We start from the raw sequence: 15090 nt of genomic DNA on the forward strand, positions 1-15090 counted from the left end.
GGGTCTCCGTAGAAGCCGTTTAAGCCGTGGAAGTCTGGGGGTCCGCCGGGGAGTTACAGGCGCTCGACGATGGTCGCGATGCCCATGCCGCCGCCCACGCACAGCGTGGCGAGGCCGTAGCGCTTGTCCTGGCGCTCCAGTTCGTCGACAAGGCTGCCGAGGATCATCGCGCCGGTGGCGCCGAGCGGGTGGCCGAGCGCGATCGCACCGCCGTTGACGTTGACCTTGTCCAGGGACAGGCCCATGTCCTGCACGAAGCGCAGGACGACCGCGGCGAAGGCCTCGTTGATCTCGACGAGGTCGATGTCGTCGATGGTCAGCCCGGCCTTGGCGAGCGCCTTGCGGGTGGCGGGCGCGGGGCCGGTCAGCATGATGGTCGGCTCGGAGCCGGAGACGGCCGCGGCGACGATCCGCGCGCGCGGGGTGAGGCCGTGGCGCTCGCCGACCTCCTTGGAGCCGATGGCGACCAGGGAGGCGCCGTCGACGATGCCGGAGGAGTTGCCCGCGTGGTGGACGTGGTCGATCTCCTCGACCCAGTGGTACTTCTGCAGCGCCACGGCGTCGAAGCCGCCCAGTTCGCCGATGTCCGCGAACGAGGGCTTCAGCTTGGCGAGCGAGTCGGCGGTGGTGCCGGGGCGGATGTGCTCGTCGTGGTCGAGGACGACGAGCCCGCTGCGGTCCTTCACGGGGACGACGGACTTCTCGAAGCGCCCGTCCTTCCAGGCGGCGGCCGCGCGCTCCTGGGAGAGCGCCGCGTACTCGTCGACGGCACGCCGCGAGAAGCCTCCGATGGTGGCGATGAGGTCGGCGCCGATGCCCTGGGGCACGAAGTTGGTGGCGATATTGGTCATCGGGTCGGCGAACCAGGCGCCGCCGTCCGAGGCCATGGGCACCCGGGACATCGACTCGACGCCGCCCGCGAGCACCAGGTCCTCCCAGCCCGAACGGACCTTCATCGCCGCCATGTTGACGGCTTCCAGGCCCGAGGCGCAGAAGCGGTTCTCCTGGACTCCGGCGACCGTGTCGGGCAGTCCGGCGGCGACCGCGGCGATGCGGGCGATGTCGGAGCCCTGGTCGCCGACCGGGCCCACGACGCCGAGCACGATGTCGTCGATCGCGGCCGGGTCCAGGCCCGGGAGGCGGCGCTGGATCTCGTGGATGAGCCCGACGACCAGGTCGATGGGCTTGGTGCCGTGCAGGGCGCCGTTCGCCTTGCCGCGCCCGCGCGGGGTGCGGATCGCGTCGTACACGTACGCTTCGGTGCTCACTGATAAGCCTTTCGGGGAGGGTGCGGAGGATCAGCCGAGCAGGGAGCGGCCGATGATCTCCTTCATGATCTCTGTGGTCCCGCCGTAGATGGTCTGGATGCGGCCGTCGGTGAAGGCCCTGGCGACGCGGTACTCCGTCATGTAGCCGTAGCCGCCGTGCAGCTGGAGACAGCGGTCCGCGACACGCTTCTGCAGTTCGGTGGCCCACCACTTGGCCATCGAGGCGTGCACGGCATCGAGCTCCCCGTTCGAGTGATCGACGATGCAGCGGTCGAGGAACGTACGGGTGACGGCGCACTCGGTCGCCATCTCGGCTATCTCGAAGCGGATGTGCTGGAGCTTGGACAGCGGCCGTCCGAAGGCCTCGCGCTCCTTGACGTACTCGGTGGTGATCTCCAGGAGGTACTCGGCGGCGGCGATCCCCGCGACGGCGATGCCCATGCGCTCCTGTGCGAGGTTCGTCATGAGGTGTGTGAAGGCGCCGTCGAGCTCGCCGAGCAGGTTCTCCTTGGGGACGCGTACGTCGTGGAAGAACAGCTCGGCGGTGTCCTGGGCCTTCTGGCCGATCTTGTCGAGGTTGCGACCGCGCTCGAAGCCCTCCATGCCGCGCTCGACGACCAGCAGGGAGAGCCCGTGGGCGCCGCCCTCGGGGGTCGTCTTCGCCACGACGATCACGAGGTCGGCGAGGATCCCGTTCGAGATGAAGGTCTTGGAGCCGTTGAGCAGCCAGTGGTCGCCCCGGTCCTGCGCGTGCGTCCTGATGCCCTGGAGGTCTGATCCGGCGCCGGGCTCGGTCATCGCGATCGCCGTGATGAGCGAGCCGTCGCAGAACCCGGGCAGCCAGCGCCGCTTCTGCTCCTCGGTGGCCAGGTCCGTCAGATAGGGCCCGATGATGTCGTTGTGCAGCCCGAGGGCGAGCCCGGCGGCCCCCGCGCGCGTGAACTCCTCGGCGAGTACGGCGCTGTGGCGGAAGTCGGTGTTGCCACCGCCCCCGTGCTCCTCCGGTACGGCGAGCCCGAGCAGCCCCTGTGTCCCTGCCGCGCGCCAGGCCTCGCGCGAGACGATGCCGTCCTTCTCCCACTGCTCGTAGAAGGGCAGCACCTCCTTGGCGAGGAAGGTGCGCACGGTCGCGCGGAACGCGTCGTGCTCGGCGCCGAAAATCTGCCGCTTCATGCGCGGTCGCTCCTCCTAGAGCCAGCTCTTGACGGTCTCGACCAGCCGGGCCGGCTCCGGTCCCATGGGGATGACGTTGAGCATGTCGACCCCGGCCTCCCGGAAGGCCTCGACGCGCTCCCGCACATAGCCCTCCGGCCCGCACAGCGAGATCAGCTCGCAGAACTCGTCCGGAACGGCGGCCTCGGCCTCCTTCTTCCTTCCGGAGAGGTACAGCTCCTGGACGAGCCGGGCCTCCTTCTCGTAGCCGTACGCCACGGCGAGGTCGTTGTAGAAGTTCTTGCCGGGCGCGCCCATGCCGCCTACGTAGAGGGCGATTTTGGGCCGCGCCAGTTCGCGTACGGCCGCCGCGTCCTCCCCGATGGCGAGCAGTCCGCCCGCCACGGTCCGCAGGGGGCCCAGGGCCGGGTCCCGGAGCGCGGCGCCCTCGGACAGGGGGGTGCCCCACACCTGGTGGGCCTTCTCCGGGATGAAGAGGGTGGGCAGCCAGCCGTCGGCGAGTTCGGCGGTCATGCGGACGTTCGCGGGGCCCAGCGAGGCCACGTACAGGGGGACTTCGGCGCGTACCGGCTTGGTGAGGAGCTTCAGGGGCTTGCCCAGGCCGCCGGGGCGGGGCATGTCGGTGATGCCGTGGTGGTCGATGACCTCGCGGCGCAGGATGCGGCGAGTCAGCTCGATCGTCTCGCGGGTGCGGCCCAGCGGTCTGTCGTACGCCTTGCCGTGCCAGCCCTCGACGACCTGGGGGCCCGAGGCACCGAGCCCGATGATGGCGCGGCCGCCGGAGATCGCGTCGAGTCCGGCGGCGGTCTGCGCGATGAGCGCGGGGGTGCGCGAGTAGACGTTGAGGATCGCGGAGCCGATCTTCATGCGTTCGGTGCGGGCGGCCAGATAGCCCATGATCGTGGGAGCGTCGAAGCCGTACGCCTCGGCCACCCAGACGGCGTCCAGGCCCGCGGACTCCAGGGCGGCGACCTCGTCGGCGGCCTGCCGGGCGTCGCCCGCGTAGTCGAGCGGGAGAGAGAGCTCCATCAGTCGCCGTCCTTCATCGCGTGCGGTTCGGCGTGCGGTTCGTGCATCGCGTGCGGTTCGTGCGTCGGGTGCGGTACGTCCATCAGGTGCGGTACGTCCCAGTCGCGGGCCACCTCCGCGGTGTCGGCGCCCGGCTGGGCGGGCCCGGTGCGGACGGAGGTGCGGGTCAGGGAGAAACGGGGCGCCGGGGCGGGCTGGGTGATGCCACCGTGGTCGGTGAAGGTGCCGCGGGCGGCAAGGTGGGGGTGGGCCGGGGCCTCCCGCAGGGACAGCACGGGTGCCACACAGGCGTCGGAGCCCTCGAAGACCGCGGTCCACTCGTCCCTGGTGCGGGTCTTGAAGCGGGCGGCGACCGATGCGCGCAGCTCGCCCCAGCGGGAGAGGTCCTTGCGGGCGCCCGCATGCTCCTCGATGCCGAGCAGTTCGACGAACTCGGCGTAGAACCGCTGCTCCAGGGCGCCCACGGCCATGTACTTCCCGTCGGCCGTCTCGTACGTCCCGTAGTACGGGCAGCCGCCGTCCAGGAGGTTGGCACCCCGTCGGTCCCGCCAGCCGCCCGCGGCGAGCATGCCGTGGATCATCGAGGCGAGGTGCGCGGCCCCGTCGACGATCGCCGCGTCCACGACCTGCCCGGCGCCGGTCGCCCGGGCGTGGTGGAGCGCGGCGAGGACACCGACGACGAGATACAGCGAGCCGCCCGCGTAGTCGCCGACGAGGTTCGCGGGGACGGCGGGCGGCTCGTCCGCACCGCCGATCATGCCGAGGGTGCCGGTGAGCGCGATGTAGGCGATGTCGTGCCCCGCGCGCGGGGCGAGCGGACCCTCCTGGCCCCACCCGGTCATACGGCCGTACACGAGCGCGGGATTGCGGGCGTGGCAGGTCTCGGGGCCGACGCCGAGGCGCTCGGCGACGCCGGGGCGGTAGCCCTCGACGAGGACGTCCGCGCGGTCGATCAGGTCGAGGACGCGGGCCGGACCGTCGGCGGCCTTCAGATCGATCACGACCGACCGTTTGTTGCGGTTGGTGACGTCGTACTCCGGGTCGATACCGAGCCCCGTGCCGCCGGGCCGGTCCACCCGGACGACGTCCGCGCCGAGGTCGGCGAGGAGCATGGCGGCGAACGGGCCGGGGCCGATGCCCGCCAGCTCGACCACGCGCACCCCGGCGAGCGGGCCCTGCGCCGGCGTCCCTGCCACTGCCATCAAGCCCCCAGCACTGTGACACTACTGATGTGACATCAGAGATGTTAAGAACGTGTTCCACGCCAGGGCAAGCCCTTGACGAGCAAGCGCTTAGTTAAAACCCGGGTGACAGATCTGGACATATTTGGTCCGATCGGGGTGATTCAATACGGGGTCGACGCCGCGGCCGGAGCAACCCGCTCCGCCAGGGGTATGCACACCCGGCCGAGGGCGGAATCGGGCGCCTTCTCCCACTTTTTCAGGGTGTTCCCCGGTACGGCCATGGCCACCTCCGACCTCTTCGTCCGACCTCGTCGTTCGGCTGCTCGTAACTCACGCTAGCCTCAGCCACCGACAACGGCGCTTCGCGCACGGCAGAGGGGTGTCATGAGCAGGCTGAACGGGTCGGATCGCGCGTACGACATCGTGATCTTCGGAGCGACGGGTTTCGTCGGAACCCTCACGGCGGAGTATCTCGCCGCACACGCTCCCGAGGGGCTGCGCTGGGCGATCGCGGGGCGCGGCGAGGAAAGGCTGGAGCGACTGCGGGAGCGGCTGGGCGGCGCCCCGGACGTGCTCCGGGCGGATGTCGCCGATCCGGCGTCACTGCGCGGACTCGCCCGCCGCGCGCGCGTGGTGGCGACGACCGTCGGGCCGTACATCGTGCACGGCGAGGAACTGGTCGCCGCCTGCGCCGACGCGGGCACCGACTATCTGGACCTCAGCGGTGAACCCGAGTTCGTGGACCTGACGTACGTCCGGCACGACACACGCGCGCGGGAGACCGGGGCCCGCCTGGTGCACGCCTGCGGTTTCGACTCGGTCCCGCACGACCTGGGCGCGTACTTCACGGTGCGGCAGCTTCCCGAGGGCGTGCCGCTGCGGGTCGACGCGTTCGTGCGCACGCAGGCGATGTTCTCGGGCGGCACGTTCGCCTCGGCGCTGACCCAGTTCGCGCGCGGGCGCCACATCCTGGCCGCCGCGCGGGACCGCGGGCGGCACGAACCGCGGCTGGTGGGGCGCCGGGCGGACGCCCCGATGAGCGTGCCGCGGTTCGCCAAGGAGGTCGGGGCGTGGGCGCTGCCGCTGCCCACGATCGACCCGCAGATAGTGCGTCGCTCGGCGCGGGCGCTGGAGCGCTACGGGCCCGACTTCCGCTACCGCCACTACGCGGCCGTCGAGTGGCTGCCGATCGCCTTGGGCGGGACCGCGGCCGTCGGCGCGGTGTTCGCGGCCGCGCAGCTGCCGCCGGCGCGGCGCTGGTTGTCCGACCGGATCAAGCCCGGCGAGGGGCCGAGTGCCGCCCTGCGGGCGAAGAGCTGGTTCTCGGTGCGGTTCGTGGGCGAGGGCGGCGGACGCCGGGTGTTCACGGAGGTCGCGGGCGGCGATCCCGGCTACGACGAGACCGCCAAGATGTTCGCGCACGCCGCGCTGTCGCTCGCCTTCGACGACCTCCCGGAGACAGCCGGGCAGGTCACCACGGCGGTGGCGATGGGCGACGCGCTCGTCGAACGGCTCCGGGGAGCCGGGATCACCTTCCGGGTGGCCGCCTCCCGGTAGTGCCGGCCGCGGGCTCTTCGGCCGCGCCTACAGCCTGCAGCGGCTTACAGGGGCTTACAGGGGCCACCCCAGCACCGTGTAGATCATCCCGCCGATCCAGCCGAGCCCGGCGATGACGGAGACGACCAGCGCGGCCGTCACGGCGCGCTCCACGGGCTGGGTGGCGTCGATGGTGGGCTTCGGAGAACGGTGCGTCGTCATGGGCCACAGCCTGCCGATCACGGCGGTGTCCCCACATCCGTACAGGTACTCAATACAACTACTCCGTACGGGTACTCAGTGCAGGTACTCAGTACGGGTACTCAGTCGACGGACGGAGTCCCTGAGGCGGTTGCCCGGGAAATGGCCTCCTGGAGGGCGCGTCCGCACAGGGAGTCCGCTCGGCGGGTGGACTCCGGGAGGCGGTACTTCGGAGTGAGCGCGAGGGAGTGCGCGCACGCGTTGTCGAGGCTCATCCGGTGGCCGACCGATACGAACACGGGCTTGACCCCGTCCTGGGTGCGCAGGGCGCGGCCGACCTCGTCCTCGCCGGAGAGCAGGGGGGACGTGCTGCCGCGCCGGGCGCCGGGTTCCTCGTACGAGAAGGTGAACGGGTTCTTGGCCACCCCGATCGTGGGGAGCCCCGTGAGCACGCCGAGGTGGCTGGCGAGGCCGAATCGGCGGGGGTGGGCCAGGCCGTAGCCGTCGCAGACGACGAGGCCCGGCGCGCACGGCAGCGCGTCGAGCGCGGCCAGCACGGTCGGGATCTCGCGGAAGGCGAGCAGCCCGGGAACGTACGGGAAGGAGACCTGTCCGACGGCGGTGGACTCGGCCACGACGTCGAGGGTGGCCGCGTCGAGCACGACGGCCGCGGCCGCGACGACATCCCGCTCGTCGTCGTAGGCCACGTCGACCCCCGTCACCCTGCCGGTGCCGGGGAGCGGGCCCGGCTCGTCGAGCACCACCCGCCCCCGCAACTCGTCCTGGACGGCGCGGGCCTGTTCCTCGGTCGCGGGCCAACCCGCGGGAATCCGTACGGTGTTCATGATGGTGCCGAGCCTAAGGCCCCTCGGTCCTGAGTTCCCGCGGCCTTGTTTTCCCGCGGTCCTGAGTTCCTGCGGTCTGGAGTTCCCGAAGCCGTGGGGTCCCAGGACCCGTCAGCCGCCGTCGAGCGCGCGCCGCAGTTCCTCCTTGTTCATGTCCGAACGGCCGTGGACATTGCGGCGCTTGGCCTCCTGGTACAGCTGGTCGTACGTGGGTCCCTGGGCGCCCTGATGGGAGCGCAGGCCGCCGCGCCTGCCCGAGGAGATGTCCTCGGTGGACGTGCGGCTCGCGGTCTTCGACTCGCCGGACCGCGCGCGCTCCTTGTTGACGGTGCGCGCGGCGATCTCCTCGGCGCGCTCCCTGCTCTCCCCCCGGTCGAGCGCGCTCTCCTTGATGTGCTCGTACTGGCGTTCGCGCTTGGGACTGGAGCCACGGGGCATGTCGGCTCACTTCCTTCCGGGTCGTCGCCCTCTTCCTTCCGGGTCGCCGGCACGGGTACCCCGTTCGTCCCGGGGCACGCGGCCGTCAGCGCTCCAGGCGGGCCACCCGGCCCTTCTCCCCGGACGCCCAGCAGCCCAGGTCGGGGGTGCAGTCCACGGTGTCGTACGAGCCCGTGTCCAGGGTGCGCCAGGTGCGGCCGCCGTCGGTCGTGAGGTCGGTGCCGGTCGGGCCGACCGCGAGGGCGGAGGTGCGGCTGTGCGGAAGCCAGGCGACCCCGGAGCGGTAGGCGGGCGGCGGCTCGGCCGCCGGGGCCCAGGTGCGGCCGCCGTCGGGGGTGAGGGCCGCCGCCTGGGGAGAGGCCTGGTCGGCGCGGTAGTCGCCGCCGACCGCGAGGCCGTGGGCGCGGTCCCGGAAGGCGAGGGCGAAGACGCCGCGCGCCGGGTCGCCCGCCGGAATGGGCGTGTCGGCCGCCTTCCAGGTGAGTCCACGGTCGGAGGAGTGCAGCACGCGCGCGTGTGCGCCCCCGCCGGTGGCCAGCCACACATCCCGCGGCCCGGAGCTCACCAGGCACTGCCCGCTCGCCGCGAAGCCCGCCTCACCGTCCTGCGCCGCGGGCATTCCGGTGCTGGGCAGCACCTTCCAGGACCGTCCGCCGTCGCTGGTGGACAGGATGCGGAACCTGCCGTCCACGGGGTCGCTCATCGCCAGGCCGTGGCGCCGGTCGAAGAAGGTCAGGCAGTCGTAGAAGGCCTTCGCGTCGGTGTTGCGGAAGGACTCGGTCCAGGTCGCTCCGCCGTCGTCGGTCCTGAAGACCCTGGAGGCCTCGCCCTCGCCGATGGCCAGGACCACGGCGCGCCGTGCGTCGAACGCCTCGATGTCACGGAACTCCAGGTCGCCGGCGCCGGGCGGCGAGACGTTCCGCCAGTTCGCGCCGCCGTCGGTGGTGCGCAGCACGGTGCCCTTGGATCCGGCCACCCACGCGGTGTCCCGGCTGACGGCCGACAGTCCGCGGAACCGTACATCCGTGCCACTGTCCTTGACTGCCCAATGGGCCGCCTTCCCCGGCTCGTGTGCCTGCGCGGGCGCCGCCGTGAGCGCTGCGGCGAACGCCGCCGCGCACAGTCCCACGGTGACCGCCCGACTCGTACGTCTCGACTTCCCCAAGCCCCTCATGGCGGGCGAAGCTAGCCCACTCCCCCGGCGCCGTCCAGATGCCCTCGACGGGAACCCGGAGGCCGCGGTTGGTGTCCTCTCCGGTATCGCGGGCATGACGAGACGGAAAACGGATCACTACGGACCATCGGGGTAAGGGTTCACCACGGATCACCAGACGATCACCGACGATCGTCGCCGATCACCAACGTGAACGGATCACCCGCGGTGAATGAACGCGGTGACAGAGGTCACTGGGTTTCAGGTGCACTGAATGGCTCATTCCGTCGTCTCTTTCATTGCCTGGTCTCATCCGCTCTTTCATTGCCTGGTCTCATCCGCCCGGAGTTCGTCCACCCGTCACAAGGGAGCAAGGCGTTGTCCACCGTCATCGAGCAGCCCGTAGAGGCCCGTCTCGTCGCCGCCGCGCCGCGGATGCCGAGCATTCCCGCAACGCTCCACTACGACCGGAGCGATCCCTTCGCCGTCCGTATGACCTTCCCCGCCCCGGCCACGCTGGAGGGCGTGGAGGTCTGCTGGACGTTCGCGCGCGAGCTGCTCGCCTCCGGGATGGAGGAGTCGGTGGGGTACGGCGACGTACGGGTGCGGCCGTACGGCTACGACCGCACCGTGCTGGAGTTCCACGCCCCCGAGGGCACCGCCGTGGTGCACGTACGCTCGGGCGAGATGCGGAAGTTCCTGCAGCGCACGACCGAACTGGTGCCGGTCGGGCTGGAGCATCTGCAGGTCGACCTGGACCACGACCTGGCGGAGCTCATGCGGGGCACCTGCTGAGCGGCGCCCCCGCCCTCAGCGACCGCCGCCCAGCACGGTGTTGAGCTCGCCGTAGTCGAGCCCGCCGGTCAGCGAGTCGTAGGTCCCCCCGTTCAGCAGCTCCCGCGCGGCACGGCGGACCACGGCGTGCGCGGCCTGCGCGACGCCCGAGCCCGTGCTGATCCGGGCGACTCCGAGCGCGGCCAGTTCGGCGACGGACGGTGCGCCGGGACCGACCAGCACATTGAGCGGGCCCTCGACGCCCGCCACGAGCGACTTGACCGTCGCCCGGTCGACAACCCCGGGGACGAAGATCCCGTCGGCTCCGGCGGCCAGGAAGGCAGCGGCTCGCTCCAGGGTCTCCTCGGCCCCTCCCGCGCCCCTCAGGAACGTGTCGATGCGGGCGTTGACGAACAGCGGATCGTGTCCCCGACGCCCTCGGCGTCCTGCGCGTAGCCGCTCTTGATGTCGGTGTCCCAGGCGTTCGGGAGGACGAGCGGGTGGCCGGGGCTGCTCGCGCAGTTCCCCGCGCTCCTTCCGGGGCACCTCAACCCCCCGTCGCCGCGCCCGACGTCGAGGCCGCCGTGGCCGCCACGACGATCGCGGTGCGCACCTCCTGGATGACCTTCTTCAGGGCCGGGGCCGCCGCTCCGCTGCGGTCGGTCAGCTCCTCGATGCGCTCCTTGTACAGCTTGCGGTCCTTGCCCGGTGCGAGGGTGCGCAGTTCGGCCGCGGCGGCCAGGGCGACGAGGGCCGCGTCGCGGTCGGAGACCTCGGCGACGGGCAGCGGCCCGTGCAGCACCGCCCGTGCGTCCTGCCGCAGTGCGTCCACCGCGGACACCCGCTCCAGCTCGTACTCCACGGACGGAAAGAGTCCGAACACCCGTTTCTTCTCGGCCCGCAGATACCCCTCGGCGACGAGCTGCGCCCGCACCGCGTCGAGGGTGACGCGCGCCCGCAGCGTCACCCACGCCTTCCACTTCCGCGGCCGGGACTCCTCCACGAGTTCCAGCAGCCCGTCGAGGACGAGGTCCCCCGTACGGGCGTCGGCGTCGACCGGCGTGGCGATGCCGTCCACGTCGCTGAGCAGTCCGCGCTGGGCGAGTTCCGTGAGGGCTCCGGCCCGCACCAGGTGGTGGAGCTGGGTCGCGCCGGTGACCTTGAGCTTTGTGGTGTCCCAGGCCAGCAGGTAGAGCCGGGCGGGCAGCGACAGCGAGCCGTTGGGCACGGCGTCTCCTTTGCGGGGCCGATCAAGAGGTGACAAGAGGTGATGCGGACGAGGTCGGGGCCACGTTAATTCGTTGACAGCGTTCGGGGCCGTTCGTACGGTGTGAAACGGTCCTGTTGCCGTCGATTGGAGAAGGACGTTGCTCGTCTGAGGTCTGAGACACCGCGTCACACACAGCCGGCCCTGTCCGGCCCCGTGTGCGCAGCGTGCGACCTCGGCGTACGAGCCGTCCTCCGGTGCGGGGCTTTCCTGCTGCCCTCCTGACTGGATCGTCGTCACCTCGCGGTGTCCCGAACGCGTGCCCCTGACCGCATCCAGCAACCGCGAGGCCCTCATGTCCACCTTCCCCACCTCCCTCACCTGTACCTCCCTTTCCTTCGCCTGGCCGGACGGGACCGCCGTCTTCGACGACCTCCAGGTCACCTTCGGCCCCGGCAGGACCGGGCTCGTCGGCGTCAACGGATCAGGAAAATCGACCCTGTTGAAGCTGATCGCGGGAGAACTGACCCCGACCGACGGCACGGTTCGTGTCACGGGCGAGGTCGGCCACCTGCCGCAGAACGTCACGCTCGACACCGCCCTTCGGGTCGACGAGGCGCTCGGTATCGCCGCCACCCGCGCCGCGCTGCACGCCATCGAGGCGGGCGACGCGGCCGAGGAGCACTTCGAGGTCGTCGGCGACGACTGGGACGTCGAGGAGCGGGCGCTCGCGCTGCTCGGCGAACTCGGGCTCGGCCACATCGAGCTGGACCGCACCATCGGCGAGCTGTCGGGCGGCGAGTCGGTGCTGCTGCGGCTGGCCGCGCTCCTGCTGCGCCGGCCCGACGTCCTGCTGCTGGACGAACCCACCAACAACCTCGACCTGTACGCCCGGCGCAGGCTGTACGCGGCCGTCGAGGCCTGGTCCGGGGTCATGGTCGTGGTCAGCCACGACCGCGAACTCCTGGACCTGGTCGACCAGATCGCCGATCTGCACCGAGGAAGAGGTGCGGCGCGCAGCGCCTCGGTTGAGGGTGGTGGCGGGCGACGGGTGGGAGGGGTCACCTGGTACGGGGGCAACTTCTCCGCCTACGAGGAGGCGCTCGCCGGCGAGCAGGAAGCGGCCGAGCGCATGGTGCGCGTCGCCGAGGCCGACCTGAAGAAGCAGAAGCGCGAGCTGGTCGACGCGCAGGTCAAGCTGGCCCGTCGCAAGCGGTACGGCCAGAAGATGTTCGAGCAGAAGCGGGAGCCGAAGATCGTCATGGGCGCGCGCAGACGGGCGGCCCAGGAGTCCGCGGGCAAGCACCGCGTCCTGCACGAGGAGAGGCTCGCCGAGGCCAGGGAGCGGCTCGACGACGCGGCGGAGGCCGTACGGGACGACGACGAGATCCGCGTCGACCTGCCGTACACGGCCGTGCCGCCGGGCCGTGCGGTCCTCACCCTGGAGAACCTGGAACTCAAGTACGGCGCGCGCGTGGACGGCGTGTTCGATCTGCGCGGGCCCGAGCGGATCGCGCTGATCGGACGCAACGGCGCGGGCAAGACCACCTTGCTGCGGACGATCTCCGGGGAGCTGGAGGCCGTGTCCGGCGGGGCGTGGACCCATGTGCCGCTGCGTTTCCTGCCGCAGCGGCTCGACGTCCTCGACGACGGGCTGACTGTTGCCGAGAACGTGGCCCGGTTCGCGCCGGCCGCCACCAACAACCGGATCCGGGCGCGGCTCGCCCGCTTCCTGTTCAAGGGGGCGCGGGCCGACCAGCGGGCGGCGACGCTCTCCGGCGGCGAACGCTTCCGGGCGGCGCTGGCGGCGCTGATGCTGGCCGAGCCCGCGCCGCAGTTGCTGATGCTCGACGAGCCGACGAACAACCTCGACATGGCGAGCGTCCGGCAGCTCACCACGGCACTGGAGTCGTACGAGGGCGCGCTGATCGTCGCGAGCCACGACGTGCCGTTCCTGGAGTCGATCGGAATCACACGCTGGCTGCTGCTGGAAGGAGGAGAACTGCAAGAAACCTCGCCGGAAGCTGTCGGGTATCCCTCATAGCGCCGGACGGGGCCGCTGACTAACGTCACTCTCAGGCACCGCCTCGTGTTCGGACGACGGAATGGTCCGCCGACCGGCCCCGGGGCCTCCCCGCGCCCGACAGGGCTGTCCACCGTCAGTTGCGGCCCGCGTGTCCCGGACCTGCGTGTGGTGGGCAGCCCCTCGGCGGGACGTGGGTCGGGGGCGGTCCTCGGTCGCCCCGCGCCGAGCCGGGGGCTTTTGTGCGCGCGACGGGCGCTGCATGATGTGCGCCGACGCACCCTGCCGATTCGGAGACCGCACGTGCCCAGCCAGAAAGCCCTCATCCGCAGGCCCGGTCCCCGTCTCGCCGAGGGACTGGTGACGCACATCGAGCGCGAGAAGGTGGACGTCGACCTGGCCGTCGAGCAGTGGGAGGCGTACGCGGAGGCCCTGCGCACGCACGGCTGGGAGACCGTCGAGGTCGATCCTGCCGACGACTGCCCCGACTCGGTGTTCGTCGAGGACGCCGTGGTCGTCTTCCGCAATGTCGCGCTGATCTCCCGCCCCGGCGCCGAGTCCCGGCGCGGCGAGACGGCCGGGGTCGAGGAGGCCGTGGCCCGGCTGGGCTGCTCGGTGAACTGGATCTGGGAGCCGGGCACCCTGGACGGCGGTGATGTCCTCAAGATCGGCGACACGGTGTACGTGGGCCGCGGCGGGCGCACCAACACGGCCGGGGTCCAGCAGTTGCGGGCGGCCCTCGAACCGCTCGGGGCGCGGGTCGTCGCCGTACCCGTGAGCAAGGTGCTGCATCTGAAGTCGGCGGTCACCGCGCTGCCCGACGGGACGGTGATCGGCCATGAGCCGCTGGTGGACGCCCCGTCGCTGTTCCCGCGCTTCCTGCCGGTGCCGGAGGAGTCCGGGGCGCACGTCGTGCTGCTCGGCGGCGGGAAGGTGCTGATGGCGGCGAGCGCTCCGAAGACGGCGGAGCTGCTCGCGGGCCTCGGCCACGAACCCGTGCTGGTGGACATCAGCGAGTTCGAGAAGCTCGAAGGGTGTGTGACCTGCCTCTCAGTACGGCTTCGCGAGCTGTACGTCTGAACGCGCCCGCGCCCCGCTGAGACCCCACTGATCAGGCACTCTTTACAGTGAACTTAACCTACGGTTTCGTAACCTACGGATACGTAGCCTACGATGCCGTAGGTTTCATCCCCTCTCGGTAACACACTCGGTAACACGCTCAGCAGTTCTTTCAGTAGCTCGCTCAGTTTTTTCACGTCCCCCTGGAGTACCCGTGACGATCACTTCTCCCCACCTCGGCAGCCCGTCCGCCGCCTGGACCGACGCTCGGCTGCTGTACGCGCTGGAAGAAGTGGTCGAGACCGAGCTCAACCGCCACCTCAAGGTGGCCAAGGACTGGATGCCGCACGAGTACGTGCCGTTCAGCGACGCCCGGAACTTCCCCGGCATCTTCGAGGACGGCGAGGCCTGGGACAAGAAGCAGTCCAAGGTCACCGAGCTCGGCCGGATCGCCCTGGTCGTCAACCTCCTCACCGAGGACAACCTGCCCAGCTACCACCACGAGATCGCCTCGCTCTTCGGCCGCGACGGCGCCTGGGGCACCTGGGTGCACCGCTGGACCGCCGAGGAGGGCCGGCACGGCATCGTGATGCGCGACTACCTGCTCGCCTCGCGCGCCGTCGACCCCGACAAGCTCGAAGCGTTCCGTATGGCACACATGAGCGAGGGCTTCGAGTCGGACAACCGCCACTCGATGCTGCACTCCGTCGCGTACGTCGCCTTCCAGGAGCTGGCGACCCGGGTCTCGCACCGCAACACCGGCCACCAGTCGGGCGACCCGGTCTGCGACCGCATGCTGGCGCGCATCGCGACCGACGAGAACCTGCACATGGTCTTCTACCGCAACCTGCTGAAGGCCGCGTTCGAGCTGGCCCCCGACCTGACCATGCAGGCCGTGCGGGACGTCCTCGTCAACTTCCGGATGCCCGGTCACGGCATGCCCGGCTTCGAGCGGGCCGCGGCGCAGATGGCCATCGGCGAGGTCTACAACATGCGCATCCACCACGACGACGTGCTGCAGCCGGTGCTGCGCCACCTCAAGGTCCTGGAGATGGACGGCCTCGGCCCCGAGGGCCTGCAGGCCCAGGAGGAGCTCGGCCTCTACATGCGCGGCCTGGACGCGGAGGCCGCGAAGTTCGACGAGAAGCTCGCGACCCGCAAGGCCCGGATGGCGGCGCGCGCCGCCGGCTGACGCCCTCC

The 15090-nt window shown here is 71.1% G+C and carries 14 protein-coding genes and 1 pseudogene; 5 read left to right on the forward strand and 10 right to left on the reverse strand.

The genetic code is table 11. From position 1 onward, the window contains the following. Positions 1 to 53: 53 nt before the first annotated feature. Genes RV986_RS07960 through RV986_RS07975 form a run of 4 tightly spaced genes read right to left on the reverse strand, consistent with a single transcriptional unit; the run spans position 54 to position 4672 of the window. Complete coding sequence (locus RV986_RS07960) at positions 54 to 1268, reverse strand: acetyl-CoA C-acetyltransferase (protein ID WP_475916710.1); 1215 nt, start codon at positions 1266 to 1268, stop codon at positions 54 to 56. A 30-nt stretch (positions 1269 to 1298) separates the two neighbouring features. After that, complete coding sequence (locus tag RV986_RS07965; protein ID WP_475916711.1) at positions 1299 to 2441, reverse strand: acyl-CoA dehydrogenase family protein; 1143 nt, start codon at positions 2439 to 2441, stop codon at positions 1299 to 1301. A gap of 15 nt (positions 2442 to 2456) precedes the next feature. Next, entirely contained in the window at positions 2457 to 3470 is a 1014-nt protein-coding gene (locus RV986_RS07970) for an LLM class F420-dependent oxidoreductase (protein ID WP_475916712.1), read from the reverse strand. Continuing rightward, a complete protein-coding gene (locus RV986_RS07975; protein ID WP_475916713.1) occupies positions 3470 to 4672 on the reverse strand; it encodes a CaiB/BaiF CoA transferase family protein in 1203 nt (400 codons plus the stop codon). The genes RV986_RS07970 and RV986_RS07975 overlap by 1 nt, the downstream gene beginning before the upstream one ends. 366 nt (positions 4673 to 5038) lie before the next feature. Here RV986_RS07975 and RV986_RS07980 point away from each other — a divergent pair, with 366 nt between their 5' ends. Further along, positions 5039 to 6211: a saccharopine dehydrogenase family protein gene (locus RV986_RS07980; RefSeq protein ID WP_475916714.1), complete on the forward strand. Its 1173-nt coding sequence runs from the start codon at positions 5039 to 5041 to the stop codon at positions 6209 to 6211. 54 nt (positions 6212 to 6265) lie between these two features. On the opposite strand, the gene mmpA is transcribed toward RV986_RS07980, so the two are convergent. The 4 genes from mmpA to RV986_RS08000 all read right to left on the reverse strand — a co-directional run bounded on the left by mmpA (position 6266) and on the right by RV986_RS08000 (position 8848). Next, the gene (gene mmpA, locus RV986_RS07985) at positions 6266 to 6412 is read right to left on the reverse strand and encodes a morphogenic membrane protein MmpA (RefSeq protein ID WP_475916715.1); all 147 of its coding nucleotides are present in this window, start codon (positions 6410 to 6412) and stop codon (positions 6266 to 6268) included. A 101-nt stretch (positions 6413 to 6513) separates the two neighbouring features. After that, entirely contained in the window at positions 6514 to 7236 is a 723-nt protein-coding gene (locus RV986_RS07990) for an endonuclease V (RefSeq protein ID WP_475916716.1), read from the reverse strand. A gap of 111 nt (positions 7237 to 7347) precedes the next feature. Then, complete coding sequence (locus tag RV986_RS07995) at positions 7348 to 7674, reverse strand: plasmid stabilization protein (RefSeq protein WP_475916717.1); 327 nt, start codon at positions 7672 to 7674, stop codon at positions 7348 to 7350. Between the two features lie 85 nt (positions 7675 to 7759). After that, complete coding sequence (locus RV986_RS08000; protein ID WP_475916718.1) at positions 7760 to 8848, reverse strand: oxidoreductase; 1089 nt, start codon at positions 8846 to 8848, stop codon at positions 7760 to 7762. Between the two features lie 357 nt (positions 8849 to 9205). Between RV986_RS08000 and ssgD the strand changes: the two genes are divergently transcribed. Continuing rightward, on the forward strand, positions 9206 to 9622 hold the full coding sequence (ssgD, locus tag RV986_RS08005) for a spore wall synthesis regulator SsgD (protein WP_475916719.1): 417 nt from the start codon (positions 9206 to 9208) through the stop codon (positions 9620 to 9622). 15 nt (positions 9623 to 9637) lie between these two features. On the opposite strand, the pseudogene RV986_RS08010 reads toward ssgD, so the two are convergent. Both RV986_RS08010 and RV986_RS08015 read right to left on the reverse strand, forming a co-directional pair. Beyond that, positions 9638 to 10063, reverse strand: a pseudogene (locus tag RV986_RS08010) (isocitrate lyase/phosphoenolpyruvate mutase family protein); the annotation flags it as partial. 85 nt (positions 10064 to 10148) lie between these two features. Further along, positions 10149 to 10829: a GOLPH3/VPS74 family protein gene (locus tag RV986_RS08015; RefSeq protein WP_475916720.1), complete on the reverse strand. Its 681-nt coding sequence runs from the start codon at positions 10827 to 10829 to the stop codon at positions 10149 to 10151. 334 nt (positions 10830 to 11163) lie between these two features. On the opposite strand from RV986_RS08015, the gene RV986_RS08020 reads away from it, so the two are divergent. The 3 genes from RV986_RS08020 to RV986_RS08030 all read left to right on the forward strand — a co-directional run bounded on the left by RV986_RS08020 (position 11164) and on the right by RV986_RS08030 (position 15082). After that, on the forward strand, positions 11164 to 12852 hold the full coding sequence (locus tag RV986_RS08020) for an ABC-F family ATP-binding cassette domain-containing protein (protein ID WP_475924214.1): 1689 nt from the start codon (positions 11164 to 11166) through the stop codon (positions 12850 to 12852). Positions 12853 to 13134: 282 nt separating this feature from the next. Then, positions 13135 to 13911: a dimethylargininase gene (gene ddaH, locus RV986_RS08025; RefSeq protein ID WP_475916721.1), complete on the forward strand. Its 777-nt coding sequence runs from the start codon at positions 13135 to 13137 to the stop codon at positions 13909 to 13911. Between the two features lie 193 nt (positions 13912 to 14104). Then, positions 14105 to 15082, forward strand: coding sequence for an acyl-ACP desaturase (locus RV986_RS08030; RefSeq protein ID WP_475916722.1), 978 nt, complete (start codon positions 14105 to 14107; stop codon positions 15080 to 15082). The last annotated feature ends 8 nt before the right edge of the window (positions 15083 to 15090 follow it).

The sequence above is a fragment of the Streptomyces sp. RLA012 genome, assembly GCF_056270325.1.

Excerpts from the sequence above, each read along its gene's own strand:
- RV986_RS07965 (WP_475916711.1), bottom strand. The coding sequence starts at position 2,441 with ATGAAGCGGCAGATTTTCGGCGCCGAGCACGACGCGTTCCGCGCGACC.
- RV986_RS07970 (WP_475916712.1), bottom strand. The coding sequence starts at position 3,470 with ATGGAGCTCTCTCTCCCGCTCGACTACGCGGGCGACGCCCGGCAGGCC.
- RV986_RS07975 (WP_475916713.1), bottom strand. The coding sequence starts at position 4,672 with ATGGCAGTGGCAGGGACGCCGGCGCAGGGCCCGCTCGCCGGGGTGCGC.
- RV986_RS07980 (WP_475916714.1), top strand. The coding sequence starts at position 5,039 with ATGAGCAGGCTGAACGGGTCGGATCGCGCGTACGACATCGTGATCTTC.
- mmpA (WP_475916715.1), bottom strand. The coding sequence starts at position 6,412 with ATGACGACGCACCGTTCTCCGAAGCCCACCATCGACGCCACCCAGCCC.
- RV986_RS07990 (WP_475916716.1), bottom strand. The coding sequence starts at position 7,236 with ATGAACACCGTACGGATTCCCGCGGGTTGGCCCGCGACCGAGGAACAG.
- RV986_RS07995 (WP_475916717.1), bottom strand. The coding sequence starts at position 7,674 with ATGCCCCGTGGCTCCAGTCCCAAGCGCGAACGCCAGTACGAGCACATC.
- RV986_RS08000 (WP_475916718.1), bottom strand. The coding sequence starts at position 8,848 with ATGAGGGGCTTGGGGAAGTCGAGACGTACGAGTCGGGCGGTCACCGTG.
- RV986_RS08020 (WP_475924214.1), top strand. The coding sequence starts at position 11,164 with ATGTCCACCTTCCCCACCTCCCTCACCTGTACCTCCCTTTCCTTCGCC.